Annotated in this window: 17 protein-coding genes; 10 read left to right on the forward strand and 7 right to left on the reverse strand. The window is 72.2% G+C overall.

From position 1 onward, the window contains the following. Nucleotides 1-84: 84 nt before the first annotated feature. Together ACZ52R_RS19805 and ACZ52R_RS19810 are read left to right on the forward strand one after the other, a co-directional pair. On the forward strand, nt 85-573 hold the full coding sequence (locus ACZ52R_RS19805) for an LURP-one-related/scramblase family protein (protein ID WP_360497927.1): 489 nt from the start codon (nt 85-87) through the stop codon (nt 571-573). A gap of 138 nt (nt 574-711) precedes the next feature. Next, nucleotides 712-1,134 carry a DUF350 domain-containing protein gene (locus ACZ52R_RS19810; protein WP_360497925.1) on the forward strand — a complete coding sequence of 141 codons (423 nt, stop codon included), beginning with the start codon at nt 712-714 and terminating at the stop codon, nt 1,132-1,134. A gap of 53 nt (nt 1,135-1,187) precedes the next feature. Here ACZ52R_RS19810 and ACZ52R_RS19815 read toward each other — a convergent pair whose 3' ends face one another. Further along, entirely contained in the window at nt 1,188-1,535 is a 348-nt protein-coding gene (locus ACZ52R_RS19815) for a winged helix-turn-helix transcriptional regulator (RefSeq protein ID WP_360497923.1), read from the reverse strand. Nucleotides 1,536-1,641: 106 nt separating this feature from the next. Between ACZ52R_RS19815 and ACZ52R_RS19820 the strand changes: the two genes are divergently transcribed. Next, nucleotides 1,642-2,568, forward strand: coding sequence for an NAD(P)-dependent oxidoreductase (locus ACZ52R_RS19820; protein ID WP_465753814.1), 927 nt, complete (start codon nt 1,642-1,644; stop codon nt 2,566-2,568). 23 nt (nt 2,569-2,591) lie between these two features. Further along, nucleotides 2,592-3,161 carry a GNAT family N-acetyltransferase gene (locus ACZ52R_RS19825; protein ID WP_465615687.1) on the forward strand — a complete coding sequence of 190 codons (570 nt, stop codon included), beginning with the start codon at nt 2,592-2,594 and terminating at the stop codon, nt 3,159-3,161. 91 nt (nt 3,162-3,252) lie between these two features. On the opposite strand, the gene ACZ52R_RS19830 is transcribed toward ACZ52R_RS19825, so the two are convergent. Continuing rightward, nucleotides 3,253-4,308 carry an aldo/keto reductase gene (locus ACZ52R_RS19830; RefSeq protein ID WP_465753815.1) on the reverse strand — a complete coding sequence of 352 codons (1,056 nt, stop codon included), beginning with the start codon at nt 4,306-4,308 and terminating at the stop codon, nt 3,253-3,255. 182 nt (nt 4,309-4,490) lie between these two features. Between ACZ52R_RS19830 and ACZ52R_RS19835 the strand changes: the two genes are divergently transcribed. The 4 genes from ACZ52R_RS19835 to cutA all read left to right on the forward strand — a co-directional run bounded on the left by ACZ52R_RS19835 (nt 4,491) and on the right by cutA (nt 7,072). Continuing rightward, nucleotides 4,491-5,429, forward strand: a complete 939-nt coding sequence (locus ACZ52R_RS19835) for a hypothetical protein (RefSeq protein WP_465615689.1) — start codon at nt 4,491-4,493, stop codon at nt 5,427-5,429. Between the two features lie 102 nt (nt 5,430-5,531). Further along, on the forward strand, nt 5,532-5,657 hold the full coding sequence (locus ACZ52R_RS19840; RefSeq protein ID WP_465615691.1) for a hypothetical protein: 126 nt from the start codon (nt 5,532-5,534) through the stop codon (nt 5,655-5,657). A gap of 40 nt (nt 5,658-5,697) precedes the next feature. Beyond that, nucleotides 5,698-6,639: a class I SAM-dependent methyltransferase gene (locus ACZ52R_RS19845; protein WP_465753816.1), complete on the forward strand. Its 942-nt coding sequence runs from the start codon at nt 5,698-5,700 to the stop codon at nt 6,637-6,639. A gap of 103 nt (nt 6,640-6,742) precedes the next feature. Beyond that, the gene (gene cutA, locus ACZ52R_RS19850; RefSeq protein ID WP_360497911.1) at nt 6,743-7,072 is read left to right on the forward strand and encodes a divalent-cation tolerance protein CutA; all 330 of its coding nucleotides are present in this window, start codon (nt 6,743-6,745) and stop codon (nt 7,070-7,072) included. A gap of 113 nt (nt 7,073-7,185) precedes the next feature. Here the strand turns inward: cutA and metG are convergent, their stop codons facing one another. The 3 genes from metG to ACZ52R_RS19865 all read right to left on the reverse strand — a co-directional run bounded on the left by metG (nt 7,186) and on the right by ACZ52R_RS19865 (nt 10,081). Continuing rightward, nucleotides 7,186-8,919 carry a methionine--tRNA ligase gene (gene metG, locus ACZ52R_RS19855; RefSeq protein ID WP_465753817.1) on the reverse strand — a complete coding sequence of 578 codons (1,734 nt, stop codon included), beginning with the start codon at nt 8,917-8,919 and terminating at the stop codon, nt 7,186-7,188. A gap of 116 nt (nt 8,920-9,035) precedes the next feature. Further along, nucleotides 9,036-9,236, reverse strand: a complete 201-nt coding sequence (locus ACZ52R_RS19860) for a DUF397 domain-containing protein (protein WP_360497907.1) — start codon at nt 9,234-9,236, stop codon at nt 9,036-9,038. Next, nucleotides 9,233-10,081 carry a helix-turn-helix domain-containing protein gene (locus ACZ52R_RS19865; RefSeq protein ID WP_360497905.1) on the reverse strand — a complete coding sequence of 283 codons (849 nt, stop codon included), beginning with the start codon at nt 10,079-10,081 and terminating at the stop codon, nt 9,233-9,235. The genes ACZ52R_RS19860 and ACZ52R_RS19865 overlap by 4 nt, the downstream gene beginning before the upstream one ends. A gap of 325 nt (nt 10,082-10,406) precedes the next feature. Between ACZ52R_RS19865 and ACZ52R_RS19870 the strand changes: the two genes are divergently transcribed. Continuing rightward, nucleotides 10,407-10,562: a hypothetical protein gene (locus ACZ52R_RS19870; protein WP_360497903.1), complete on the forward strand. Its 156-nt coding sequence runs from the start codon at nt 10,407-10,409 to the stop codon at nt 10,560-10,562. Nucleotides 10,563-10,601: 39 nt separating this feature from the next. On the opposite strand, the gene ACZ52R_RS19875 is transcribed toward ACZ52R_RS19870, so the two are convergent. Continuing rightward, the gene (locus ACZ52R_RS19875; protein WP_465615698.1) at nt 10,602-11,204 is read right to left on the reverse strand and encodes a GNAT family N-acetyltransferase; all 603 of its coding nucleotides are present in this window, start codon (nt 11,202-11,204) and stop codon (nt 10,602-10,604) included. Between the two features lie 128 nt (nt 11,205-11,332). Next, the gene (locus tag ACZ52R_RS19880) at nt 11,333-12,616 is read right to left on the reverse strand and encodes an adenylosuccinate synthase (RefSeq protein ID WP_465615700.1); all 1,284 of its coding nucleotides are present in this window, start codon (nt 12,614-12,616) and stop codon (nt 11,333-11,335) included. 126 nt (nt 12,617-12,742) lie between these two features. Here ACZ52R_RS19880 and ACZ52R_RS19885 point away from each other — a divergent pair, with 126 nt between their 5' ends. Further along, the gene (locus ACZ52R_RS19885) at nt 12,743-13,588 is read left to right on the forward strand and encodes a diacylglycerol kinase family protein (protein ID WP_465615702.1); all 846 of its coding nucleotides are present in this window, start codon (nt 12,743-12,745) and stop codon (nt 13,586-13,588) included. Nucleotides 13,589-13,770 lie beyond the last annotated feature (182 nt).

Here is a 13,770-nt window from a genome sequence, read left to right on the forward strand (position 1 = left end):
GGCGGGTGCTTCGTGGCGGTGCTTTTCGGCGGGCGGGGGAACAGGGTCGAATGGGGCCGACGTCAACACGGAGGAGGTTCCGCGGTGCGGTATCTGGTCAGGGAGAAGCTGTTCGCGGTCGGCGACGACTACTGGATCGAGGACGACCAGGGCCACAAGGCGTACCTGGTGGACGGCAAGGTGCTGCGGCTGCGGCACACCTTCGAGCTGAAGGACGCGCACGGCCGGGTGGTCGCGGTGGTGAAGGAGAAGATGCTCACCGTCCGCGACGCGATGAAGATCGAGGACGCCGAGGGCGAGGTGATCGCGACCGTCCGGGAGAAGCTGTTCACCCCGTTCCGCGACAAGTACCTGGTGGACCTGGCTTCCGGCGGCGAGCTGAAGATCCACGGCAACCTGATCGACAAGGACTACCGGGTCGAGAACGACCACGGCGACGAGCTGGCCCGGATCAGCCGCAAGTGGTTCCGGATCCGGGACACCTACGGGGTGGAGATCGCCGACGGCGCGGACACCGGCCTGCTGCTGGCCATCGCGGCCTGCGTCGACCACCTGGTGCACGAGGAGGACTGACCCGTCCCGCTTTCCGGATCCCCGGTCCGCCTCTCACCCGTGTGGGGTATCTTTTGCCAACCCTTGACCAGGCCGGTCAGGGGCTCTGACCAGCCGGTCGGGGCGTACGGCGAGGGCGGACCGGGGGCTGGAACCACGATGAACGACATCCTGCACGGGCTCGGCGCGGCGGCGGCCTACGGCGCCCTCGGGGTGGTGCTGCTGCTCCTCGGCGTCGGCCTGGTGGACCTGCTGACGCCCGGCAAGCTCGGCCACCAGATCTGGGTCGAACGCAACCACAACGCCGCGGTCCTGCTCAGCTCCGCGCTGCTCGGCATCGGCGGCATCGTCTTCACCGCGATCATGTACACCTACGCCGACTTCGCCAAGGGTCTGGTCTCGACGGCCTGTTACGGCCTGCTCGGGCTGGTGCTGATGGCCCTCGCGTTCTGGCTGGTGGACCTGCTGACGCCCGGCAAGCTCGGCGCCGTCCTGGTCGAGCCGGAGCCGCACCCGGCGGTGTGGGTGTCGGCCAGCTGCAACATCGCGGTGGCGGCGGTGGTGTCGGCCGCGATCGCGTAGCGGAACGGGAAAACACGGAACGGGAAAACGCGGGACGGAAGGCGCGGGGCAGGTCAGGCCGGGTACGGCGCCCGGCCCAGGACGTGCTCCCGTCCCCAGTCCCCCAGCGGCCCCAGCGCCGTGTTGAGGCGGCGCCCCGCCTCGGTCAGCGTGTACTCGACCCGGGGCGGCACCTCGTCGTACGCCTCCCGGTGCACGATGCCGTGCGCCTCCATCTCGCGCAGGTGCGCGGCCAGCACCTTCTCGGTGATCCCCGGCAGCAGCCGGCGCAGCTCGCCGAAGCGGCAGCTCGGGCGTTCGCCCAGGGCCCAGAGGATCGACACCTTCCACTTGCCGCCGATCACGTCCATCGCGGCGTCCGTCCCACAGATGTACGCCCCCGGCCTCGGCACGGTCGCCATGCCCACCCCTTCCGAACCCCTCGACCTGGATGCTCACTTCAGGGTAACCACCCACTTCGAAGTGCGTACTTGATCGTTCCCGGGGGCGGCGCGGAGGCTGACTCCCATGACGAACGAGCTCCTTGAGAACGCTCCCGAGACCGCCCCCGAGAATCCGTCCGAGCACGCGGTCAGGACCCCGCTCACCCTGCTCGGCCTCGGTGCCATGGGCACCGCACTGGCCGACGCCTGGCTCACCGCCGGGCATCCGCTGACCGTCTGGAACCGCACCGCCGCCCGCGCCGACGCGCTCGTCGGCCGCGGTGCCACGGTCGCCTCCACCGCCGCCGAGGCGGTCGCGGCGAACCGCCTGGTCGTCGTCTGCCTGCTCGACGACGCGTCCGTGGACGAGGCGCTGGCCGGCGTCGACCTGGCCGGCAAGGACCTGGTCAACCTGGTCACCAGCACCCCCGGGCAGGCCCGCACCCGCGCCGCCTGGGCCGCACGGCACGGTGCCCGCTACCTGGACGGCGGGATCATGGCCGTCCCGCCGATGATCGGCGTCCCGGCGGCCGGGCCGTACGTCTTCTACAGCGGCTCGGCGGAGCTGTTCGAGGAGCACCGGGCGGCCCTCGCCGCGCCCGCCGGCACCCGGTACGTGGGCGAGGACGCCGGGTACGCGGCCCTGCACGACGTGGCGCTGCTCAGTGCGATGTACGGCATGTTCGCCGGGGTCGCGCACGCCTTCGCGCTGTTCCGCGGCGAAGCCGTCGCGCCGGGCGACCTCGCGCCGCTGCTCGGCGACTACGTCACCGCGATGACCCGGACCATCGCCGGCACCGCGGTGCAGCTGGAGAGCGGCGACTACACCAAGGGCGTGGTGTCCAGTCTGGCGATGCAGGTGGCGGGCAAGGGCACGCTGCTGCGCACCGCCGAGGAGCAGGGGGTGAGTGCCGAACTGTTGGAGCCGTACTTCCGGTTGATGGAGCGGCGGTTGGAGGTCGGCAGCGGCGAGGAGGACCTGACCGGGGTCGTCGACCTGCTGCGACGGTGAAGGCCGGCCGGTAACGTACCGGCATGGCAGACCTTGAAGAACGCGCCGACGTCGTCGCGTCCGGCTCACGGCAGACCGGGGCGGGGGTGCTGGTCCGACCGCGCCGCGGTGACGACCTGGCCGACTGCGTCCGGGTGCTGGGCGACGTCCACAGCGCCGACGGCTACCCCGCCGACTGGCCCGACCGCCCCGCCTCCTGGCTCACCCCGGACGGCCTGCTCGCCGCCTGGATCGCCGAGTCGGACGGCCGGCTCGCCGGCCACGTCGGCCTCGCCCGCAGCGCCCCGGGCGACCTCGCCCCCGCCCGGTGGAGCCACCGCACCGGGGGCCGCCCGGAGCTCACCGCCGTCATCGGCCGCCTCTATGTCGCCCCCGGGGCGCGCGGCCACCACATCGGCGCCCGCCTCCTCGCCTGCGCCGTGACGCACGCGCGGGCGCTCGGCCTGCACCCGGTCCTCGACGTCCTGGCCACCGACACCGCGGCCGTCGCCCTCTACCGCCGTCTCGGCTGGGCCCACCTCGGCAGCGCCGACCAGCAGTGGCCCTCCGGCCGTACGGTCACCGTCCACTGCTTCGCCGCCCCGAGGGGATAGCGCCGGACCCCGCTCACCCGCCCGGCCGCGAGGGCCGGGCGGGCCGGGCGGGCCGGGCGGGCCGGGCGGGCCGGAGCGGCGCGGGGACGGGTCAGGCGGCCGGGCGGTCGGGGGCGGGGCGGCGGCGGAGGGCGGGGGTGGTGAGGGACGGGGCCTGCCAGGCGCCGTCGGCCTGGTAGAGGTCGGTGCCGGGCGGGACGATGGCGTCGATGCGGTCGAGGGTGGCGTCGTCCAGGACCAGGTCGGCGGCCTTGAGCGCGGATTCGAGCTGCTCCATGGTGCGCGGGCCGATGATCACCGAGGTGACCGCCGGGTGGGCCGCGGGGAAGGCGAGGGCCAGCTCGGGCAGGGTGCGGCCGAGCTCCTCGGCGAGGGCGGTGAAGGCCTCGACGGCTTCCAGCTTGGCGGCCGTGGTGGGCAGCGCCGGGTCGAAGCGGCCCGGGTTGATGGCGGCGCGGCCCTGGGTGAGGTCCACCGGGCGGCCCTGGCGGTAGCGGCCGGTGAGGAAGCCGCCGGCGAGCGGGCCCCAGGTCAGCGCGCCCATGCCGAGCCGCTGGACCACCGGCAGCACGTCGCGCTCGACGCCTCGGGCGAGCAGCGAGTACGGCGGCTGCTCGGTGCGGAAGCGCGGCAGGGCGCGGCGCTCGGCGATGTGGTGGGCGTCCACCAACTGCTCGGCGGGGAAGGTCGAGCAGCCGAAGGCGCGGATCTTGCCGGCCCGGACGAGGTCGCCCAGGACGGACAGGGTCTCCTCGATGTCGGTGGTGTGGTCCGGCCGGTGGATCTGGTAGAGGTCGATCCAGTCGGTGCGCAGCCGGCGCAGGCTCTCCTCGACCTCGCGGACGATCCAGCGCCGCGAGTTGCCGCCCCGGTTGCGGCCCTCGCCCATCGGGAAGTGCGCCTTGGTGGCGAGCACGATCTCGTCGCGGTCGCCGCGCGCGGCCAGCGCCTTGCCGACGATCTCCTCGGACTCGCCCGCCGAGTAGATGTCGGCGGTGTCGATGAAGTTGATGCCCCGGTCGATCGCGGTGTCGATGATCCGGGCGCAGTCGTCGTGGTCGGGGTTGCCGATGTGGCCGAACATCATGGTGCCGAGGCAGTGGGCACTCACCTCGATGCCGGTGCCGCCGAGGACGCGGTAGCGCATGGTCGTGCTCCCCCTGGTGGTGGGTCGGTGGTGCGTCAGTGGTGCCTCGGAGGCTAGGAGTTGGAGTGCGCTCCAAAGCAAGGGCGTCGCGCTCTCGTCCCCGCCGGGATCCCTCCGGCGGGGGAGCCGGATCCCCGTGCGGGGGGAGGCCCGGGCCCGGTGGTGCGGGCGAGCCTGTCGGCATGACGAGGAATGACGGATGGGCGGTCGCGGCCTGGGGCGTCGGCTACGCGGGCTACGGACTGGGGTGTGCGCTGACCGGGACGGCGCTGCTCGGTGTGCGCGGACTGGGGTGGGTGGTCGCCGGGGTCGGGGTGGCGGCGCTCGCGGCGGGGGTGGCGGTGGTGCGGCTGCGGCCGTCGGCGGGGCTCAGGCGGCTGCTGTGGCTGTTGTGCGGGCTGGCCGCGGTGGCGGCCTTCAGCCTGCTGATGGACGTGGTGACGCTGCTGTTCGGGCAGGGCGTGGACAGTGTCCCGGACACGGTGCACCGCGCGCTGGCGGCGTCCGGGGCGCTGCTGCTGGCCCGCACCGCCCGTACCCGGCGGCCCGACGGTGCCGTGCGGAGGACGGCACCGGCCCCGTCGGCGGCTCCCGCGACCGTCCAACTCGCGGCCTGGGCGGGGACCCTGGCCTTCGTGCCGTACGTGGTGATGAAGCTGATCTGGGCGCTCGGCGGCACTTTCGCGGGGGTCAGCGGCGCCGAGATGTACGCCGGGTACGTGCGCAACGGCTCCTCCGGGCTCTGGCTGGCGCTGGAGTCCTGGGGGCTGGACGGCACGGTGCTGCTGGCGGCGATCGGGGTGTTCCTGCTGTGGGGGCTGGTGCGGCCGTGGGGGCAGGTCTTCCCGCGCTGGACGCTTCCGCTGCGCGGCCGCCGCGTCCCGCGCTGGCTGCCGCTCACCCCGGCGCTGCTGGGCGCGGCGACGCTGGCGCCGTACGGGCTGGTCGGCCTCGGCTATCTGGCGCTGTGCGGTACGGGGGTGATCGGCATCCGGCAGGGCGAACTGGCCACGCCCGAGCAGGCGCTGCAGGTGGCGTGGGTGGGGATCTGCGCCTTCGCCGGCTACGGAGTGGCGCTGGCGCTGGCCGCCCGCTCGTACTGGCGGCGGACCGGCGGCTGAGCGGGGCGCTCTTCGGCGCCGGGTGTTTCGGTTTGCTGGGGTGGCAACAAAGCTTGCCGTTGTGGGGAGAGTGGTCGCAGCCTGGCGGTGGAGGTGAGCGCCATGCGGATGGGCGTGGCGGCCGCCTTCGCGCCGGACCGCGACCTCGCGCAGGAGGATCCCGGACGGGCGGTCGCGACCCTGCGGGACCGGCACGGCCGCGCGTCCGGCGCCGCGGTGCCCGCGTGAGCGGGGAAGCTTTCGTCAACCACGAACGGAGAGACCGGACATGACCTCGCAGCAGCAGCACCAGAAGCAGCACGGGCACGGGCACGGGCATGGCCGCGGCCACGGGAACGTCCCCGCCGCCGACTTCGACTGGGACGCGCTCGCCGCGCACCTGGAGCACGAGGCCGACCTGCGGGCCGCCGCGGTCACCGAGGCCGGGCGGTGGCTGTCCGGCCTGCACGGCAACGGGACGGGCGGGACGGACGGGACGGCCGGGCCGGACGGCACCGTACGGAGGGTCCTCGACGTCGGCAGCGGCCCCGGGGTGATCGCCGGACTGCTGGCGGATGTCTTCCCGGCGGCCGAGGTGGTGGCCGTCGACCAGTCGGCCGCCCTGCTGGAGCGCGCCCGGACCCGCTCCGGCGGCCGGCTGGGCACCCAGCAGGCCGATCTGCCCGCCGAGTTCGACAAGCTCGGCGAGGCCGACCTGATCTGGTCCGGCAACGCGATCCACCACCTGGGCGACCAGCAGGCCGCGCTCGCCTCGCTCGCCGGGGTGCTGCGGCCGGGCGGCCTGCTGGCCGTCGCCGAACGCGGCCTGCCCGCGCGCTACCTGCCCCGGGACTTCGGCCTCGGCCGGCCCGGATTCCAGGCCCGGCTGGACGCGGTCCACGAGGACGGCTTCAGCGCCATGCGGGCCGAACTGCCGGGCAGCACCGAGGAGATCGAGGACTGGCCGGCCATGCTGAAGCGCGCGGGGCTGACCCCGAGCGGCACCCGCACCTTCCTGGTCGACCGGCCCGCCCCGCTCGACCGCCCGACCCGCCGGTACCTGCACACCCAGCTCCGCCGCCTGCACGACCAGCTCGCCGACAGCCTCCTCCCGGAGGACCGCGGCACCCTCGAGGCCCTCCTCGACGAGGAGGCCCCCACCGGCATCCTCCGCCGCCCGGACGCCTTCTACCTCTCCGCCATGACCGTCCACACGGCCCGCAAGCCCTGAGGTCCGGGGGCCGGGCGGTGCCGCCGCCCGGTCCCGGGCCCCGTGCTCAGAGGGCCTGGCCGAGGGTGCGGCCGGGGCGGCGCCCCCGGGATACCGTCGGGGCATGACAGCGAGCGAGCAGCGCTTCGTCGTGGTGACCACCACCCACGAGAGCGAGGAGCGGGCCCGGGCCCTGGCGTCCGCCGTGGTGCGGGAGCGGCTGGCGGCCTGCGCCCAGGTGTACCCGGTGCGGTCGGTGTACTGGTGGGAGGGCGAGGTGCGGGACGCCGAGGAGTGGCGGATCGACCTCAAGACCCGGGCCGAACTCGCCGACCGGCTGGGCGCGTTCGTCGCCGAGCGGCACACGTACGAGACGCCGGAGGTGATCGCCGTGCCGGTGGTGGCCGGCAGCCCCGGCTACCTGGACTGGGTGGCCGGGGAGACGGCCGGGTAGCGCCGGCTCAGGGCGCGACCTCCGGGAACGCGCAGGGCCCGGAGGGTCGCCTCCGGGCCCCGGCCCGCGGTACGGTCCTCAGCCCTTGGGGCCGGTTCGGCCCTTGGGCCGGTTCAGCCCTCGGAGCCGCCGAAGCGCGCCGTCCAGGCCGCCAGGTCCTCGTCCGTGATCTTGGCGAACAGCACCGGCGGCACCGTGAACGCCGTCCCGGCCGGCACCAGGTCCAGTGCCCGAGCCTCCTCCGGGCCGACCCAGGCGCGGGTGGCGGCGGGCGAGTCCGCGGGCAGTGCGAAGGCCCCGCGCATGGCCGCCGCCGCGGTCGGGATGAACGGCTCGGACACCACCGCGTACAGGTGGATCAGGTTCATCGCCGTGCGCAGGGTGAGCGCCGCCGCGTCCGGGTCGGTCTTCACCTGCCGCCAGGGCGCCTTCTCGTCCAGGTAGGCGTTGCCCGCGCTCCACAGCGCGCGCAGGGCCTGCGCCGCCTTGCGGAAGTTGAGCGCGTCCAGCTGGGCCTCGTACTCGGCGAGCAGCCCGGCGACCTGCTCGCCGAGGCGCTGCTCGGCCTCGCCCGCCGGGTGGCCGCCCGGGACGTCGTCGCCGAAGCGCTTGCGGCTGAAGGACAGCACCCGGTTGACGAAGTTGCCGAGGGTGTCGGCGAGGTCCTTGTTGACCACCGAGGCGAAGAGGTCCCAGGTGAAGCTGGAGTCGTCCGACTCGGGCGCGTGGGCCATCATGAAGTAGCGCCAGTAGTCGGCCGGGAGCAGCTCCAGCGCGACGTCGCTGAAGATGCCGCGCTTCTGGCTGGTGGAGAACTTCCCGCCGTAGTACGTCAGCCAGTTGAAGGCCTTGACGTAGTCGACCTTCTTCCACGGGCGGCGCGAGCCGAGGATCGTCGCCGGGAACATCACCGTGTGGAACGGGACGTTGTCCTTGCCCATGAACTCGGTGTACCGGACGGCCGCGTCGGCCTCGTACCACCAGGACTTCCAGTCCCGCGGCTGCCCGGCCGGGGCCGCGTCCGCCCATTCCTTCGTGGCGCCGATGTACTCGATCGGGGCGTCGAACCAGACGTAGAACACCTTGCCCTCGGCAGCCAGTTCGGGCCACACGTCGGCCGGCACCGGGACGCCCCACTCCAGGTCGCGGGTGATCGAGCGGTCCTGCAGGCCCTCGGTCAGCCACTTGCGGGCGATCGAGGAGGCCAGCACCGGCCACGTGTCGCCGTGGGCGCCGACCCAGTCCTCGACCTCCTCGGTCAGCTTCGACTGGAGCAGGAACAGGTGCCTGGTCTCCCGGACCTCCAGGTCGGAGCTGCCGCTGATCGCCGAGCGGGGCTCCAGCAGGTCGGTCGGGTCCAGTACGCGGGTGCAGTTCTCGCACTGGTCGCCGCGCGCCTTGTCGTAGCCGCAGTGCGGGCAGGTGCCGACGATGTAGCGGTCCGGCAGGAAGCGTCCGTCGGCGTTGGAGTACACCTGGCGGATCGAGCGCTCCTCGATGAAGCCGTTGCGCTGCAGCTCGCGGGCGATCTCCTGGGTGATCTCCCGGTTCTGCGGCGAGGAGCTGCGGCCGAAGTGGTCGAAGGAGAGCCCGAAGCCGTCGTACACCGCCTTCTGCGCGTCGTGCGCCCGGGCGCAGAACTCGGCGACCGGCAGCCCGGCCTCCTGGGCGGCCAGCTCGGCGGGGGTGCCGTGCTCGTCGGTGGCGCAGATGAACAGCACCTCGTGGCCACGCTGGCGCAGATAGCGGGAGTAGACGTCCGCCGGGAGCATGGACCCGACCATGTTGCCCAGGTGCTTGATCCCGTTGATGTACGGAAGGGCGCTGGTGATCAGGTGCCGAGCCATCCTCGGATGCTCCGATTTCTCCCGCACGCGCACCCCCACCCGGAGTGCTGTGCCAGGCGCAGGGGTCCACTGTGGGCTGCCAAGCCTACCGCCGGCGCCGGCCCGGACGGCTGCGGTCAGGGCCGGGTGAGGTCGCCGTACCGGTCGAACTCCCCGGCCTTCACCCCGCGGACGAAGGCGGCCCACTTGCGCGGCGTGGTCCGTACGACCACCTCGGGCTGGTCCGACTCGCGGATCTCCACCAGCCCGCCCGCCGCCCTGACCTCGACGCAGTCGGTGCTCTCTCCGCTGGCCGAGGCCTTGCGCCACCTGCTCATGAGAAGTCTTTCAGTAAGGTCCGGATGAAGTCCCAGGACTCCTCCGGCCCGAGCGCGATCATCGCGGTCCTCTCCTTGATCCGGCGGTAGGAGTCCAATTCCTCTGCGGAGTGCACGAACTTCGGCCCGTGAGAGAGATCGATCTGGACGGTGTCGAGCTCCGGGACCGGCCCGCGGGCGAGGTACAGGCTCTCCCCGGACCCCGTGTAGGTGGGGACGCTGAACGGGATCACCCGGATCTCCACCCCGGGCCGCTCGGAATTCTCCGCCAGGCTCTGCAACTGGTCCCGCAGTACTTCCGGACCGCCGAACTGCATGCGCAGGGCGGACTCGTGCAGGAATGCGCTGTACGGCTTCGGACGGTCGACGAAGATCTGCTGGCGCCGAATCCGGAATGCCTTCCGAACCTCCGCCTCCTGCCGGTACTGCGGGGGGAGACGCTCGAACACCGCGGCGGCGTACGCCGGGGTCTGCAACAGGCCGGGGATGAACGTGCTGTTCAGGATGGACAGGGAGGCCGCGTGGTGCTCCATCTCCGCGATGTCGATGATCCCGTTCGGCAGCCGGCCCCGGTAGCTGTCCCACCAGTACTTGCGCCGGTCCTGCGTCATCGCGAGCAGCGCGTCGAGGTACGGGCCGTCCTCGCAGCCGCAGGTGTGTGCCCAGGTCCGCAGCCGGTCCGCGCTGATGCCCGATTTCCCGTTCTCCATCTGGGAGATCTTCGGCAGGTCGGTGCCGATGGTGGCGGCCAGCGTCTTGGGCGTGACGCCCACGCGTTCGCGCATCCTGCGCAACTCGATCCCGAGGCGCTGCTGGCGTACGGTCGGCGACAAGCGGGGTGGCATGTCTCTCTTCTCCGGATCGCGGCTTCGGTCGATGCTTCCGGTGAAGTGTGCCGCGCGTACCGGGCCCTAGCTACCGAAATGGGGGATACCCCACGATGGAGTGAACGTTCTCCCGCTCGGTAGCAACTCTGGCACCCTGACCCTAGGGTCGTCCGTGTCACTCACTGACTTGTTGTCGCCTAAACAGTCGTCAATCAGCCGTAATTACACACCAGATGCATGGTCACGGCGCCCGACATCACCGACCGGAGACAGCCATGCCCCTTCCCTCGCCTCTCCGTATTCCCCGCCATCCCCGTCCTTCCCGCCGCATTTCCGTATCCCGGTGAATGCGCTTCTCGTCGTCGCATTGTCCGCACTCCTCCTCGCCGTCCTATTCGTCGGCTGGCTGGTCTGGCTGGTCAACATCCAGCCCCGCGAACCCCGCCCGGCGAAGCGCGGCATCGCGGCCGGCCATTCCGTCACCGGAGAACGGAAATGACAGCCGGCCCCGCCCGGCAGGCGGGACCGGCGCCGTTCCTCAGCCGCGCGAAAGGCGCTCCGTCAGGCGGGACTTGGCGGTCGGCCACTCGTCGGTGAGCATCGAGAAGTAGGCGCTGTCCCGCCAGGTGCCGTCGGGGAGGTGGCGGTGGCGGCGGTGGACGCCCTCGAACCGGGCGCCGAGGCGCTGGATCGCGTTGCGGGAGCGCTCGTTGCGGGAGTCGGTCTTCCAGAAGACGCGTCCCATGCCCAGGTCCTCGAAGGCGTGGGTGAGCAGCAGCAGCTTGGCCTCGGTGTTGACCGCCGTGCGCCAGACCGAGCGGGCGTACCAGGTGCCGCCGATCTCCACCAGCTCGTTCGCCGCGTCGGCGTCGTGGTAGCCGGTGACGCCGACGGCCTTGCCGCTCGCGAGGTCGACGGCGGCGAAGTACACCGACTCCCCGGTGGCCGCCTCCGCGAGGCGGGCGTCGAGGAACGCGCCCAGCTCCTCCTCGGTGGCGGGCGTGTGGGTGGGGACCCAGCGCCAGACCTCGGGGTCGTGGCCGACGGCGGCCCAGAGCTCGGCGAGGTGGCGGCGTTCCAGCGGCTCCAGACGGATGTGGCGGCCGGTGAGGGTGATGGGTGCGGGCAGCTTCGCGGTCATGATCCGAACGTAGCGCCGCTCTGCACTAGATGCAATAGATATTTGAACTAGTGCAATGCATCGGCGGATGGGCAAGCGAAAGGGCCCTGCGGGACGGATGTCCCGCAGGGCCCTCGACGCGATCAGGCTCAGATGAACGAGTTGATCTCGATCGTCTCGTACCGGCCCGGGCCGACGCCGATGGCGGAGATCGGCGCGCCTGACATCTCCTCCAGCGCCTTCACGTACGCCTGGGCGTTCTTCGGCAGGTCGGCGAAGGTCTTCGCCTTGCTGATGTCCTCGGTCCAGCCCGGCAGCGTCTCGTAGATCGGCTTGGCGTGGTGGAAGTCCGACTGGTTGTAGGGGAGTTCCTCGACCCGCTTGCCGTCGATCTCGTACGCGACGCAGACCGGGATCTGCTCCCAGCCGGTCAGGACGTCGAGCTTGGTGAGGAAGAAGTCGGTGAGGCCGTTGACCCGGGTCGCGTAGCGCGCGATGACCGCGTCGAACCAGCCGCAGCGGCGGTCGCGGCCGGTGGTGACACCGCGCTCGCCGCCGATCCGGCGCAGCGCCTCGCCGTCCGCGTCGAACAGCTCGGTCGGGAACGGGCCGGAGCCGACGCGGGTGGTGTAGGCCTTGAGGATGCCGATGACCCGGTCGATCTTGGTGGGGCCGATGCCGGCGCCGGTGCAGGCGCCGCCCGCGGTCGGGTTCGACGAGGTCACGAAGGGGTACGTGCCGTGGTCGACGTCGAGCAGGGTGCCCTGGCCGCCCTCCAGCAGGACGACCTTGTTCGCCTTCAGCGCCTCGTCGAGGACGAGGGTGGTGTCGGCGAGGAAGGGCTTGATCTTCTCCGCGTAGCCCAGGTACTCCTCGACGACCAGGTCGGCGGGGATGGTGCGGCGGTTGTAGAGCTTGACCAGGATCTGGTTCTTGTCGTGCAGCGCCGCCTCGATCTTCTGGCGCAGGATCGACTCGTCGAACAGGTCCTGGACCCGGATTCCGACGCGGTTGATCTTGTCCGCGTAGGTCGGGCCGATGCCGCGGCCGGTGGTGCCGATCCGGCGCTTGCCGAGGAAGCGCTCGGTGACCTTGTCCAGGGTGCGGTGGTACGGCGTGATCAGGTGGGCGTTGCCCGAGACCAGCAGCTTGGAGGTGTCGATGCCGCGGTCGTTCAGTCCGGCCAGCTCGGAGAGCAGGACGGCCGGGTCGATCACGACGCCGTTGCCGATGACCGGGGTGACGTTCGGGCTGAGGATTCCGGAAGGAAGCAGGTGCAGGGCATACTTCTGGTCGCCGATGACCACCGTGTGACCGGCGTTGTTGCCGCCCTGGTAGCGGACGACGTAGTCGACGGAGCCGCCGAGGAGGTCGGTGGCCTTCCCCTTGCCCTCGTCCCCCCACTGAGCGCCAACGAGCACGAGTGCCGGCACAGGCGTACACCCCTTCCGGTTGGGGCATCCTGCGTAGGCCGCAGTCTGCCCCGAGATAGACGAAGCCCCTGGCGCAATGGCGCAAGGGGCTCTTGCACCGAGAGATTACCTGAGGAAGGACCGGTCGTGTCGTCCCTGTCCACGCCTGCATCCGGCGGTCCCGAGCCGCTCCTGCTGCTCCTCGACCCGGTGGCCCGGCAGACCGACGGCGAGTCGGTGCGGATCGCGAAGGACGTGCTGTGCGGGGGCGCGGACGTCAAGGTGGTCTATCCGGAGAGCCCTTCCGAACTCGACCGGGTGCTTTCGCACCGGGGGCGGCGGCGACCGGTGGTGATCGGTTCCGATCTCGCCTTGCAGCGGGTGCTGCAGGCGCTGCATCGGCAGCGTGAGCTGGGCACGGAACCGGTGGGGATGGTTCCGGTCGGTCGTACGGGGGAGCTGTCGACGGCCCGTGCGCTCGGGGTGCCGTCGGAGCCGGTACGGGCCGCGCGGGCGGTGCTGTCGGGTGCGCCGCGCCGGCTGGATCTGCTGGTGGACGACGGTGGCGGGGTGGCGCTGGGCGGGGTGCGGATCATCGGCGGGGGCGCGCGCCGACTGGTGAGCCGTACGGGTGGCTTGCGTTCGCTATGGGCGAAACTGGCTGCGGCCGAGCAGGCGAACGCACTCACCCCGGAGAGCGCCGACCACAGCCCCCGGGTCCGGGTCGAGGCCGACGGCCGGCTGCTCGCGGACGTCCACCGGCCGGTCCGGCTGGTCCAGGTCTCCCTGCCGTCCGGCGCCTCGGACGGGACGGGCGAGATGGAGATCGTGGTCCGGGCCTCCGGCGCCCTGGTGCGTGCCCGGGCGGCGAGCGTCTCGGTGGTCGGCAGCGGTTTCGGCTACGAGGCGGACGGCCACCCGGTCGGCCCGGTCCGCGCCCGGACCTGGACGGTGCACCCGGGCGCCTGGGGCCTGCTGCTCCCGGCGGCGTGAAGCCGGCGTGAACGGCGGGTGAGCAGGCTCACGTTCGGCCGTGCCCCGACACCCGCCGCTCCGCACACGGAACTCCCCAACAGGCGCGAACCACAAGGCCAACCGCCGCCCGCCGGAATTCCGGCGCACCGAAATCCCCACCCCGTAAGGGGTTTTGTCTACGCGCGTTACTCCTCGACCGT

This window comes from Kitasatospora sp. NPDC034023, from assembly GCF_055575795.1.

Excerpts from the sequence above, each read along its gene's own strand:
- ACZ52R_RS19810 (WP_360497925.1), top strand. The coding sequence starts at position 712 with ATGAACGACATCCTGCACGGGCTCGGCGCGGCGGCGGCCTACGGCGCC.
- ACZ52R_RS19815 (WP_360497923.1), bottom strand. The coding sequence starts at position 1,535 with ATGGCGACCGTGCCGAGGCCGGGGGCGTACATCTGTGGGACGGACGCC.
- ACZ52R_RS19820 (WP_465753814.1), top strand. The coding sequence starts at position 1,642 with ATGACGAACGAGCTCCTTGAGAACGCTCCCGAGACCGCCCCCGAGAAT.
- ACZ52R_RS19825 (WP_465615687.1), top strand. The coding sequence starts at position 2,592 with ATGGCAGACCTTGAAGAACGCGCCGACGTCGTCGCGTCCGGCTCACGG.
- ACZ52R_RS19830 (WP_465753815.1), bottom strand. The coding sequence starts at position 4,308 with ATGCGCTACCGCGTCCTCGGCGGCACCGGCATCGAGGTGAGTGCCCAC.
- ACZ52R_RS19835 (WP_465615689.1), top strand. The coding sequence starts at position 4,491 with ATGACGAGGAATGACGGATGGGCGGTCGCGGCCTGGGGCGTCGGCTAC.
- ACZ52R_RS19840 (WP_465615691.1), top strand. The coding sequence starts at position 5,532 with ATGCGGATGGGCGTGGCGGCCGCCTTCGCGCCGGACCGCGACCTCGCG.
- ACZ52R_RS19845 (WP_465753816.1), top strand. The coding sequence starts at position 5,698 with ATGACCTCGCAGCAGCAGCACCAGAAGCAGCACGGGCACGGGCACGGG.
- cutA (WP_360497911.1), top strand. The coding sequence starts at position 6,743 with ATGACAGCGAGCGAGCAGCGCTTCGTCGTGGTGACCACCACCCACGAG.
- metG (WP_465753817.1), bottom strand. The coding sequence starts at position 8,919 with ATGGCTCGGCACCTGATCACCAGCGCCCTTCCGTACATCAACGGGATC.
- ACZ52R_RS19860 (WP_360497907.1), bottom strand. The coding sequence starts at position 9,236 with ATGAGCAGGTGGCGCAAGGCCTCGGCCAGCGGAGAGAGCACCGACTGC.
- ACZ52R_RS19865 (WP_360497905.1), bottom strand. The coding sequence starts at position 10,081 with ATGCCACCCCGCTTGTCGCCGACCGTACGCCAGCAGCGCCTCGGGATC.
- ACZ52R_RS19875 (WP_465615698.1), bottom strand. The coding sequence starts at position 11,204 with ATGACCGCGAAGCTGCCCGCACCCATCACCCTCACCGGCCGCCACATC.